The following is an 11,576-nucleotide window of genomic DNA, read 5'->3' on the forward strand; positions in this document are numbered from 1 at the left end:
CGGCTATAGGGTTCGCCCGTGGACAATCTTGAAAGCCTCGTCATCACGAGACGGCTTCGGGTCCCCGTCGACACCCCGCACGAGGCCGCGCCAGGGTGGGGGGAGGTGGCCGCCCGCCAGCTCGACGCCGCGTTGCTGAGCGTCGGCTTCACCTGCTCGGCCGCGCTGCTCGAACGCCTGTCGAGCCTGCCCGGCGAGGAGGTGATCGATCTCGGCGCACGGGTCGTGTCCGTCGTCCGCGGCCTGGTCGGCGACCACGTCCAGCACAACGCCTACTTCGTCGACTTCCCGAGGAACGTGCCGGACACCCTGGAGTTCTGGGCCGGCATGCTCCACGAGGCCCTGCTCGACCCGGTCGCCGCGGACCGCCTCCGGGGCCCCGCGCTCAACCTGCTCGAACTGCCCGACTACGGCCGTTACCAGCACACCTACGCGGACCTGCTCGCCGCCCACGCCGAGCTCGTCCCGCTCGCCGGAGACCGGGTGACCGTGCTCGACCTGGGCGGAAGCCTGCGGGACGAGGCACGGGAGCTGTACTTCTCGCTGGCGGGCTCCGAGGTGCCGCCGGCCGTCGAGGACCTGGCCGCGCTGCGCGCCCTGGCCGCCTTCTGCGTCGCCTCCGGGACCGGTCACCCCGAGCGTGTTCCCGTGCGGGAGAACCGCGCGGTCCTCAACGAGGTACGGCTCGCCGCCGGCCTGCCCCTCCTCGTCGACACGGTGACCGACGTGCTCAGGCTCGCCTGCGGCCTGTCCGGAGGCGACGTCACGCTGGCCGTGCCCACGAGGTTCCGTTCGTTCCGCCGCGCCGAGCGCCGGTCCCTGCTGCGGTCCCTGGACTCGGTGGCCACCCCGGCCGGGCTCGGCGACGTGTCACGTCTCCGGGAGCGGTGGAAGCGGCTCGGGGAACGGCTGCACCCCCACGAGCACCCCGGCTTCCCACGCGCCGCCCGGGTCTTCGAGGTGGCCAGGGGCGACCTGCGGGTCGCGGGAACCGGCAGCCGGGTCGAGGCGGCCCTGGCCGCGGGCCGTACGGCCGAGGCCGTCGAGCTGCTGGAGAACGCGCCCGGGGCGCTGTTGCGCCGCCTCGACCACCTGCTGCGGACCGGGTCCGACGAGCGTGCGGTGTTCGAGGCCGTGGAGAGGGCGGTCACCGGTGCCTCCGGCCGTGTCCTGCTGTCCCTGCGCGAGCACATGCAGAACCGGCTCGTCCCCGCCGCCGGGCGTGTCTTCGTCAACCGGCACGCCAGGGCGTGGACGGCCCCCGACCTCCGTCCGCCGCTCGCCGGGGAGGTCCTGACGCGGGTGCTGGCCGTACTGGACGCCGAGATCGTCCGGCGGCTCCCGGACCCCGGTGAGCTGGTCGTCGATCCCGACGCGCTGGACGTCGCCCTGCCGCTGTCCGCCAAGGCCGTCTCCCCCGGGCTCGGCATGCTGCCCCGCGGCTCGCTCTCGGCGGTCGACGGCGAGCTGCTCAGGTTCTTCGTGCACTGGCGCGAGGCCAGGCGGCGCACCGACTACGACCTGTCGGCGCTCATGCTCGACGCCTCCTACGGCTCCCCTGAGCAGGTCTCGTGGACGAACCTCGCCAACGGCTTCGCCCGGTACTCCGGTGACCTCACCGAGGCTCCCGCGCCGCACGGCGCCTCGGAGTTCATCGACATCCGGCTCGCCGAGTCGACCCGTCCGATCGTCATCCCCCAGGTCAACGTCTTCTCCGGGGAGTCGTTCGACGAGGCGGCCGAGGCGTTCTTCGGCTACATGACGAGAGACGCCGCGCAGGAGGGCATGCCCTTCGAGCCGCGTACCGTGCGGATGAAGTCGGACCTGCGCGGGTCGGGGCAGATCGCCCTGCCGCTCGTCTTCCTGCGCGGCGACGACGGCCACTGGCGGGTGAAGTGGCTGCACCTCTACCTGAGGGGCTATCCCCAGTTCAACCGGGTCGAGGACAACCGGCTCACCGCCTCACTGCTGGTGCGCTCGATCGTGGAGCGCGACTACCTGCGGGTGCGTCACCTGGTCGAGCTGTGGCGCGCGAAGGGGCCCTCCACCGGGCGGCACGTCACCTACATCGGGTTTGAGGCGTCGGCGGCGCCGCCGGGTGCCCGGGTCCACACTCCGGCGACGCTGCACGAGGTGATCCCCGCCTGATACGGTGTGGCCGCGAGGCCATGAGGGGACTTCCTTCTCACCATTTCCCGGTAGTCTCCCCGCTCTCCTCGCGGTCCGGTCGTGAGGCCATTCGAGGGCTTCCTTCTTCCTGGTTCGATTCCAGGTAGGCCCCATGGGCCTACTGGCGCTCAGCCCCCGAGCCTTCCTCACGACCGGTTTCTACATCTGCTGCCACAGAGGGGGCGTCGTGTCCGGCTCCCATTCGGGCAGCGAGGTGTGCGCCTGCAGGCAACGGTAGGTGGCGCCGTGATAGGCGACTATTTCTCCCACCTCGTACGGGAAATAGGTCCTCCACACGATGCTGGTGAAAGAGTTGTCGGCTTGGGCGACAGTCGGCCCGCCGGGAACGTCGGCGGCGGCGGGCGGGACGACGGCCAGGACGCCTGCGGCCAGTGCCGCCGCGAGCACGACGGCATGGGGTCTTCGGAGGTTCACCACGGTCTCCTCGTGAGATCCATCGGGACACCTCAATGTGACTACCGGCCTCCCCGGGCGAGAAGCTCGCACTTCTCCATATTTCGGGCGAATGGTCGCCCCGCCCACGCCCTTCCGGACAGCCGCGCGTCCACGTCGTGGAATGCCGGCAGGGCCTCCACGGGGAGAGAGCCGGCCACGCCCGCGTGCGGCGCTTCCCGGTTCAAGGACATGACGGCGCCCCCGCCCTGAAGGCGGGGGCGGTTCCCCGCCGGAGGCTAGGTCGGGTCACCGGTCAGCAGGGCGACGCACTCCACGTGGTGGGTCATCGGGAACGCGTCGAAGGCTCGCAGGTCGGCGAGGCGGTAGGAACGGTCGCCGAACCAGGCCAGGTCACGGGCCATCGTCGCCGGGTCGCAGGAGACGTAGACGATCCTCGTGGCCCCGAGGGCGGCGAGCTGCTCGACGACCTCGCGGCCGAGACCGGCGCGGGGCGGATCCACGACGACCAGGTCGGCGCGCTCGATGCCGAAGCGGTCGAGGGCGTTCTCCACCCGGCCCCTGGCGAAGCGGGCCTGGGGCAGGTCGCGCAGGTTGCGCTCGGCGTCCCGTACGGCCACCGACTCCGACTCGACGCCGAAGACCGCGCCCTCCGGGCCGACCGCCTCGGCCAGGCCCGCGGCGAACAGGCCGACACCGCAGTACAGGTCGAGGGCCCACTCCCCGGGACGTGGGGCGGCGAACTCCATGACCGCGCCGAGCAGGGTCTCCGCGGCGCCGGGGTGGACCTGCCAGAAGCCGCTGCCCGTGACCTGGAAGTCGCGTTCGCCGACCCGCTCGACGAGATGGTTGCGGCCGTGGACGACACGGCTTCTGCCTCCGCCCTCGTCCACGAAGACGGCCACGCTCGCGTCGATGTCGGGCACCGCGACCGTACGGCGCGGCCTGGGAGCGATCACGACGGCCTGGTCGCCGGTGTTCGAGGCGATGACCTCGACCGAGGAGGCGTTGCGCCAGTTCATGACCTCCGCCCCGACGTTCTCCACCTCCGGGTGGGCGATCAGGCAGGCGTCGATCGGCTCGATGTCGTGGGAGCGGTGGCGCCGCAGGCCGAGGACGCCGTCGCGGTCGACGGCGAACTGAACCCGGGTGCGCCAGCCGAGCCCGTCGGGGGCGCCGGGCACCTCCTCGACGACGCCCTTCCACTCGATCCCGGCGAGCCTGCCCAGCTGTTCGGCGACCACGGCGGTCTTCAGCAGGCGCTGGGCGTCGAGGGAGGCGTGCTGCCAGTCGCAGCCCCCGCAACGGCCGGGGCCCGCGAACGGGCACGGCGGGGTCACCCGGTCCGGGGAGGGGTCGAGGATCTCGACCGCGTCGGCCCGCAGGAACCGGGTGGTCTCCTCGGTGATCTCGGCCAGGACGCGCTCACCGGGGAGCGCGTGCCGTACGAAGACCACCCTGCCGTCATGGCGCGCGACGCACCAGCCACCGTGCGCGACGGGTCCCACCGTCAGTTCGATCGCCATCGTCACGCCCCCAGGTCTTTCGTCGGTCCGGCCTCCTCGTGATCACGAGTGCATACGAAAGGTTATGCCTTCGCGCCCTGGTCCCGAGCCATCTCGTGCCGGGGGCGCCGCACCGCGCCGGGGGCGGCGGGCTCGGGACGGCCCTTGAGCCGGTCGGAGGAGTGCAGCTGCCAGGGGACGCTGGTGACCATCACACCCGGCTGGAAGAGCAGGCGCCCCTTGAGCCGCAGCGCGCTCTGGTTGTGCAGCAGGTGCTCCCACCAGCGACCCACGACGTACTCCGGGATGTACACGGTCACCACGTCGCGGGGCGAACGGCGCCGCAGCGACTTGACGTACTCCAGGATCGGCCGGGTGATCTCCCGGTAGGGCGAGTCCAGCATCTTCAGCGGGACCGGGATGCCCCTGCGCTCCCACTCCTCCTGCAGGGCCCGCGCGTCCTCGCCTTCGACGCCGACGGTGACGGCCTCAAGCGTCGAGGGCCGGGTCGCCCTGGCGTAGCTGAGCGCGCGCAACGTGGGCTTGTGGATCTTGGAGACCAGGACGATGGCGTGGTTGCGGGCGGGCAGCATCGACTCGTCCACCTGGAGATCCTCGTCGACCGCGAGTTCGGCGGCCACGTTCTCGTAGTGGCGGTGGATGCCCTTCATGATCAGGAACAGCGTCGGCATGGCGACGCAGACGATCCAGGCGCCGTGGGTGAACTTGGTCAGCAGCACGACCACCAGCACCACACCGGTCATGACGGCGCCGAAGAAGTTGATGACCCGCGAGCGCTTCATCTGCGCCCTGGTCTTCGGCGCGGTCTCGGTCTTCAGGTGCCTGGTCCAGTGCCTGACCATGCCGATCTGGCTCAGCGTGAAGGAGACGAAGACGCCGACGATGTAGAGGTTGAGCAGGCGGCTGACGTCCGCCTGGAACCCCCACAGCAGCAGGCAGGCGCCCGCGGCCAGGATGACGATGCCGTTGGAGAAGGCCAGCCGGTCGCCCCTGGTGTGCAGCTGACGGGGCAGGTAGCGGTCCTGGGCCAGGATGGAGCCGAGCACCGGGAAGCCGTTGAAGGCCGTGTTGGCCGCCAGGAACAGGATGAGGGCCGTCACCGCGGAGATCACGATGAAGAACAGCGAGCCGTTGCCGAAGACCGCGTCCGCGACCTGGGCGATGATCGGCTGCTGGTAGTAGTCCGGGCCCGCGGGCTTGCCGTTGATGAGCACGTCGCGGGCGGCGGTGGCCGGGTCGGCGAGCTTGACGCCGGAGGCCAGGCCGAGCGCGATGATGCCGACGAACATCGTGACCGCGATCAGGCCCATCATCAGCAGGGTCGTCGCGGCGTTCTTGCTCTTCGGCTTGCGGAAGGCGGGCACGCCGTTGCTGATCGCCTCGACACCGGTCAGCGCCGCACAACCGGAGGAGAAGGCCCGCAGGATCAGGAACGCCGCGGCCAGCGAGGTCAGGTCGGTCTGTTCGGCGACGATCTGGTACCCGGCGGTCGGCGCGCGCAGTTCTTCGCCCATGACCAGCAGCCGGAACCCTCCCCACAGGACCAGGCCGATGACCGAGACCATGAAGGCGTAGGTGGGGATCGCGAACGCCACACCGGACTCGCGGATGCCGCGCAGGTTGACCAGCGTGAGCAGCACGACGATGGTGATGGCGACCATCGGCTTGTGCTCGGCGACATAGGGGATCGTCGCGCCGACGTAGTCGACCCCGTTGGCCACGGAGACCGCGACCGTCAGCACGTAGTCGACCATGAGGGCGCTGGCGACGGTCAGACCGGCGTTGGGCCCCAGGTTGACCGTGGCGACCTCGTAGTCCCCGCCTCCGCTGGGGTAGGCGTGCACGTTCTGCCGGTAGGACGCCACCACCGTGAGCATCACCAGGACGACCGCGATGGCCACCCAGGGAGCGAAGTGATAGAACGATAGTCCGGCGATGGAGAGGATTACGAGAATCTCCTGCGGCGCGTAGGCGACCGAGGAGAGCGCGTCACTCGCGAAAACCGGCAGCGCGATGCGCTTGGGGAGCAATTGCTCGTGTAACTGCGTGCTGCGCAGCGCGCGCCCGATGAACAGGCGCTTGACGAGGTCCGTCACCTTTGACACGTCTGCCGATGCTAGTCCCCATCCATACGCCCCGCTGACGCGGCACTCCCGAAGCGGGCCATACTGACTAGGTACATACGAACAAGATCCGCCTCAATGTGAGCGGCGGGGGAGCATGCATATCGTGATCATGGGATGTGGCCGGGTCGGATCGACCCTGGCGCACATCCTTGAGGACAGCGGCCACTCGGTCGCGATCATCGACCGTGACCCACAGGCCTTCCGCAGGCTGCGAGCCGGCTTCCGGGGACGCCGGGTGACCGGCATCGGCTTCGACCGGGACGTGCTGGAGGAGGCGGGCATCGGAACCGCCAGCGCCTACGTCGCGGTCAGCAGCGGCGACAACTCCAACATCATCTCCGCCAGGGTCGCCCGCGAGACCTTCGGCGTGGACAACGTGGTCGCCCGGATCTACGACCCCCGGCGCGCCGAGGTCTACCAGCGTCTCGGCATCCCCACCGTCGCCACGGTGCGCTGGACCGCCGACCAGATCCTGCGGCGTGTCCTGCCCGAGGGGACCGAACCCCTCTGGCGCGACCCCACCGGCTCCGTCGTGCTGGCCGAGGTGGCCTACCACCCCGCCTGGATCGGCACCAGGAGCAAGGACCTGGAGGAGGCCGCGGGCACCCGTGTCGCGTTCATCAACCGGATGGGCGAGACCCTGCTGCCCAAGAACGACTCCGTGGTGCAGGAAGGCGACATCCTGCACGTCATGGCGGCCGAGAACGACATGGAGCGCATCAACAAGGTGCTCTCCGGCCCTCCCGAGGGGAGCCACTGATGCGCGTCACCATCGCGGGCGCCGGAGCCGTCGGACGGTCCATCGCCGCCGAGCTCCTGGAGAACGGCCACGAGGTCCTGCTCATCGACATCGACCCCAAGGCCATCAAGATCGACACCGTGCCGAGGGCGGAGTGGCTGCTCGCCGACGCCTGCGAGATCTCCTCCCTGGACGAGGCGGGCCTGGCCGACTGTCACGTGGTCGTGGCCGCCAGCGGTGACGACAAGGTCAACCTCGTCGTCTCCCTTCTCGCCAAGACCGAGTACGGCGTGCCGCGCGTGGTGGCCAGGATCAACCACCCCAAGAACGAGTGGCTGTTCAACGAGTCGTGGGGCGTCGACGTGGCCGTCTCGACCCCGAGGCTGCTGAGCGCGCTGGTCGAGGAGGCGGTGAGCGTCGGCGACCTGGTCCGCCTGATGACCTTCCGCCAGGGGCAGGCCAACCTGGTCGAGCTCACCCTGCCCGAGGACGCCCCGGTCGTCGGCCACCGGGCGGGCTCGGTGCCCTGGCCCGCAGACACCGCGCTGGTGGCGATCCTGCGCGAGGGCCGGGTGCTGGTGCCCAGCGCCGACGACCCCCTTGAGGCGGGCGACGAGCTGATGTTCGTGGCCAGCCAGGAGGTCGAGGAGGAACTGGGCAGGTTGCTGTCCCCGCACCGCTCCGCCTGACCCCCTCACACGCGAAACGGTCCCGTACGGCCTGGCCGTACGGGACCGTTCTTCGTCACAGGCTCGTCACGGGGAGGCGGGCGTGGCCGGGGTCCTGCCTCTGGCCAGCAGCCAGACCATCGCGCCCAGGGCCGCGACCTGCAACGGCCAGCCCATCACGATCTTCAGGATGCCGAGTTCGGCGACCGCGTCGTTCCCGCCGATGAGGTAGACGGGCAACTGCACGGCCACCCGCACCACACAGGGGATCATCAGCAGCCAGGTGAGCCTGGAGCACAGGCGCACCACGGCCGGGTCGGCGCGCCAGGCGGTCGGATCACCGGTGACCGACCCGATCAGGAAGCCGACCACCGGCCAGCGGACGACGATCGACAACAGCATCGCCACCGCGTAGCCCGCGTTGTAGAGGATGCCGGGCAGGAACACGTCCTTCGCCTCACCCGTCCGGGAGGCGAAGAACGCGCCGATGGCGATGCCGAACAGGCTGTTGAGCACGAACTGCGGCGTCGAGCGCTGCAGCACGCGCGCCAGCAGCAGGACGACCGAGGTGGAGACGCTGACGATCAACGACGTCCTCAGGTCGGATGTGGTGATCCACATCAGCGTGAAGACGATCGTGGGCACGGCGGCCTCGATGGTCCCCCGTACGCCGCCGAAGGCCTTGGCGAGCTGCCCGCGCATCGCCGCCTCGACGGTCACGTACGCCGCGTTCTCCTCGGTGGTGCTCATCTTCTCGCTCACCGCTCCGTGGTCGTCTTCACTCACGCACCGCCCGCCGGGCGCAGCTCGTACTTGGGGTTGAACATCACCTTGCGCCCGTCCTGAAGGCTGACCAGCCCCTCGGCTAGCACCATCCTGCCCGGCTCGATCCCCGCGATCTTCCTACGTCCGAGCCAGACCAGGTCGATCACGTCGGAACCGTCGTAGAGCTCCGCCTCAAGGGCGGGCGCGCCGCCACGGGGGCGCAACGTGACCGTACGTAGCGTACCGGTTACGCAGAATCTGCGTCGCCCGCCACAGGAGACGATCGGCGTCGCGCCGTGACGATCGAGGTCCTGCTGGAGCTCGTCGGCCTCCAGTTCCGCCTGGCTCGTCGTCAGCCGACGGAGGAAGCCTCGAAATCCGCCCTGTTTATGCGGTTCCTGAGAACCCACGGCCTCTCCTTCGCATACGTGTTGAATCAGCGTACGCGATCCCTCACGTCAGCGGATCTCGGCGATCTCAGGACCGCGTTCGAAGGGGTTGAGGTCGGGCACCTCCTGCTCGGCGGCCTGTTGTTCCGCGGCCTGCCTGGCCTCGGGAGGAAGCCGAAGCTCGATCGACTCCTTCGGGGCCATCGGCTCGTCGCCGCGGACCACGACGATGTCGCCGACCACCCCTTCCAGGACCGCGGCGACCTCCTCGTCCACGACCGCGCGGCCGCTGACCACCGCGCGCAGGAACCAGCGCGGACCGTCCACGCCGATGTAGCGCACCGGCTGGGGCTCCTGCGCCCCCTCGGCGGGGATGCGCGCGAACAGTTCGACCCCGAACGGGCCCTCGCGCTCCTCGACCGTGCCGCCCGCGGCGCGCACCCCCTCGGCGAGGTCGGTACGGACCTCGTCCCAGATCCCGCTGCGCCTGGGCGCGGCGAACGCGTGCACCTGCAGGGCGCTGTCCTCGACCATGACGACCGCGCCGACGATGCGGTCGCCGGACAGGTTCAGCTGCACCTCGAAGCCGGAGTCGATGGGCAGGCGCAGCCCGCCGAGATCGACGCGTTCCCGCTCCGGATACGGCTCACCCGAGTCCCACGGCCCCGAGGGGCGGCTGCGAGGCTCCTCGACGGCCTTCTCGCTCTGCGCGGCCTTCTCCGCGGTGGCCGGGGGCTCCTCGCGACGGCGCCGTTTGAACACTTTCCTCACGCTCCTTGAGAGTTCACTGGAGGCTCGCCACCCGGGCCCCGCCCCGCATCAGCGTCCGGTGGACCCGAACCCGCCGGCGCCCCGCGCCGAGCCGGGCAGCCGGTCCACCTCGTAGAACACCGCCTTCTCCACCCGCTGGACGACGAGCTGCGCGATGCGGTCTCCCCTGCGCAGCCGTACGGCCTCCTTGGTGTCGGTGTTGATCAGCGTCACCCTGATCTCGCCCCGGTAGCCCGCGTCCACGGTGCCGGGCGCGTTCACGAGTGTCACCCCGTGCCGGGCGGCCAGGCCCGAACGCGGATGGACGAACGCGGCGTATCCGTCGGGCAGGGCGATCGCCACACCGGTGCCGACCGTGACCCGCTCACCCGGAAGCAGCTCGACGTCCTCGACGGCGCGCAGATCGGCTCCCGCGTCACCGGGATGGGCGTACGACGGCATGGGCAGGTCGGTGTCGAGCCGGTGGATCAACACCTCGACTTTGCCGGTCACGGGTTCCCCTCGTCATCGTGGTGCTCGTCGGTGACCGCCCGGCCGTCGGCGCGGGCGGAGCGCTCCCCGTCCACGCCGGCGCTCCGGCCGGCGCGCTCGCCGATGCGGAACGCGACGACGCGTGTGGCGGCCGGGCCGTACGGACCGCCGCGACGTCCCTCAGCCTCACGGTACGCCTTCCGGCCCGCGCCGGAGGCACACCTGTCACACGTGGACGGCGACGGGCCGCCGTGTGCGAAAGCGGAGCACGAGGTGGAACGGGTCACGGAGGAGAACGTTACCCGTTGTGCTGGGCGGACTCCTCATTCACGGCGGAGTCCGGCCCCGGAGTCACCGTCTCGGCGCCCGTCGGCTCGTCTCCCCGCTCCTCCCCCGGCTCGTCCGCCGGTGGCGGGTGCTCCGGCGCGGCGGGCAGGGCGATCGGCGGGTCGGCCATGAGTTCGGGGATCGCCCGGTAGATGACGGCGGCGACCGGGACCGCGACCGCCGCCCCGGCGATGCCCGCCAGGATGCCGCCGACGGCCAGCACCAGGATGATCGCCAACGGGTGGAAGCTCAGCGCCCTGCCGACGATCAGCGGCTGCAGGACGTGGTTCTCCAGCTGCTGCTCGACGATCAGGATGCCGAGGAAGATCAGAGCGTAGATCGGGCCCTTCGCCCCCAGGGTGACCAGGGTCGCGACGCCTCCGGCGAAGAAGATGCCGACGATCGGGATGAAGCTGGCCAGGAAGATCATCACCGCGAGCGGAGCCCAGAGCGGCACGCCCATCCCGGCGAGCACGATGCCCATGACCACGCCGTGCACGGCGGCAACCGCCACGGTGCCCTGCACGTAGTGCGACAGGGTCACCCAGGCCGTACGGCCCGCCTTGTCCACCCGGGGCGCCGCCGAGCCGAAGCCCTTCAGGAACCAGCTCCAGATGCGGTCGCCGTCCTTCAGCAGGAAGAAGGTGACGAACATCAGCAGCACGATGGAGGCGAGCACCTCGAAGGCGACCGTCGCGCCGGTGAGCACGGTCTGGGTGATCTGGTTGCGTTGCGCGGTGATCTGGGTGGTGATCTCGTCGATCCAGGAGGTCAGCTGGTTGGGCTGCAGGTGCAGGGGGCCGGTGTAGAGCCACTGCTCGACGGTCTTCGAGGTGGCGCGCACCTGGTCGACCAGGCCGGGGAACTCGTCGTTGGCCCGCAGGCCGATGAACCAGCCCGTGCCGCCCAGCACCCCGAAGGCCACCAGCATCGTGATCCAGGTGGCGTATATGGGGCGGACGCCGACCGCCCTGAGTCTGCGGGTCACCGGGAACAGCAGCGCGGTCAGCAGCAGCGCGATGGCCACCGGCAGGACCACGATGTGCAGTGTCGCGATGAACTGCGCGAAGTAGAAGACCGCCCAGCCGATGACGATCAGGCAGAGGCACCAGACCGCCACTCGCAGCAAGGTGCGCGGCACGAGGTTCGTCAGGCGTTCCCGATCGGAGATCACCCTTCCAGACTGTCATGCCACGGCCTGTGACGCGCAT

Annotated in this window: 11 protein-coding genes; 3 read left to right on the forward strand and 8 right to left on the reverse strand. The window is 70.3% G+C overall.

Annotated elements, in window-relative coordinates; translation table 11 throughout:
- Positions 1 to 18 precede the first annotated feature (18 nt).
- Positions 19 to 2,148 (forward strand): hypothetical protein, encoded by a 2,130-nt coding sequence (locus tag ACIBVQ_RS20745; protein WP_399179211.1) that lies wholly within the window; start codon positions 19 to 21, stop codon positions 2,146 to 2,148.
- A 180-nt stretch (positions 2,149 to 2,328) separates the two neighbouring features.
- Here ACIBVQ_RS20745 and ACIBVQ_RS20750 read toward each other — a convergent pair whose 3' ends face one another.
- The 3 genes from ACIBVQ_RS20750 to ACIBVQ_RS20760 all read right to left on the reverse strand — a co-directional run bounded on the left by ACIBVQ_RS20750 (position 2,329) and on the right by ACIBVQ_RS20760 (position 6,214).
- Positions 2,329 to 2,604, reverse strand: a complete 276-nt coding sequence (locus ACIBVQ_RS20750) for a carbohydrate-binding protein (protein WP_362911622.1) — start codon at positions 2,602 to 2,604, stop codon at positions 2,329 to 2,331.
- Positions 2,605 to 2,861: 257 nt separating this feature from the next.
- On the reverse strand, positions 2,862 to 4,109 hold the full coding sequence (locus ACIBVQ_RS20755) for a class I SAM-dependent RNA methyltransferase (protein WP_399179214.1): 1,248 nt from the start codon (positions 4,107 to 4,109) through the stop codon (positions 2,862 to 2,864).
- A gap of 62 nt (positions 4,110 to 4,171) precedes the next feature.
- Positions 4,172 to 6,214 carry an APC family permease gene (locus ACIBVQ_RS20760; RefSeq protein WP_399179216.1) on the reverse strand — a complete coding sequence of 681 codons (2,043 nt, stop codon included), beginning with the start codon at positions 6,212 to 6,214 and terminating at the stop codon, positions 4,172 to 4,174.
- Positions 6,215 to 6,329: 115 nt separating this feature from the next.
- On the opposite strand from ACIBVQ_RS20760, the gene ACIBVQ_RS20765 reads away from it, so the two are divergent.
- Positions 6,330 to 6,995, forward strand: a complete 666-nt coding sequence (locus ACIBVQ_RS20765) for a TrkA family potassium uptake protein (protein WP_352016165.1) — start codon at positions 6,330 to 6,332, stop codon at positions 6,993 to 6,995.
- Positions 6,995 to 7,663: a TrkA family potassium uptake protein gene (locus ACIBVQ_RS20770; RefSeq protein ID WP_352016166.1), complete on the forward strand. Its 669-nt coding sequence runs from the start codon at positions 6,995 to 6,997 to the stop codon at positions 7,661 to 7,663. Before ACIBVQ_RS20765 ends, ACIBVQ_RS20770 begins: the two co-directional genes overlap by 1 nt.
- 66 nt (positions 7,664 to 7,729) lie before the next feature.
- On the opposite strand, the gene ACIBVQ_RS20775 is transcribed toward ACIBVQ_RS20770, so the two are convergent.
- The 5 genes from ACIBVQ_RS20775 to ACIBVQ_RS20795 form a co-directional block, all read right to left on the reverse strand.
- Entirely contained in the window at positions 7,730 to 8,392 is a 663-nt protein-coding gene (locus tag ACIBVQ_RS20775; protein WP_352016209.1) for a DUF3159 domain-containing protein, read from the reverse strand.
- Between the two features lie 32 nt (positions 8,393 to 8,424).
- Positions 8,425 to 8,817, reverse strand: a complete 393-nt coding sequence (locus tag ACIBVQ_RS20780) for an OB-fold nucleic acid binding domain-containing protein (protein ID WP_352016167.1) — start codon at positions 8,815 to 8,817, stop codon at positions 8,425 to 8,427.
- Positions 8,818 to 8,865: 48 nt separating this feature from the next.
- Complete coding sequence (locus ACIBVQ_RS20785; RefSeq protein WP_399179218.1) at positions 8,866 to 9,567, reverse strand: DUF3710 domain-containing protein; 702 nt, start codon at positions 9,565 to 9,567, stop codon at positions 8,866 to 8,868.
- A gap of 48 nt (positions 9,568 to 9,615) precedes the next feature.
- On the reverse strand, positions 9,616 to 10,059 hold the full coding sequence (gene dut, locus ACIBVQ_RS20790) for a dUTP diphosphatase (RefSeq protein WP_352016169.1): 444 nt from the start codon (positions 10,057 to 10,059) through the stop codon (positions 9,616 to 9,618).
- 277 nt (positions 10,060 to 10,336) lie between these two features.
- Positions 10,337 to 11,539 carry an AI-2E family transporter gene (locus tag ACIBVQ_RS20795; RefSeq protein ID WP_352016171.1) on the reverse strand — a complete coding sequence of 401 codons (1,203 nt, stop codon included), beginning with the start codon at positions 11,537 to 11,539 and terminating at the stop codon, positions 10,337 to 10,339.
- Between the last annotated feature and the right edge of the window lie 37 nt (positions 11,540 to 11,576).

The sequence above is a fragment of the Streptosporangium sp. NPDC049376 genome (assembly GCF_044466505.1).
In the GTDB taxonomy this organism is placed as follows: Bacteria; Actinomycetota; Actinomycetes; order Streptosporangiales; family Streptosporangiaceae; genus Streptosporangium.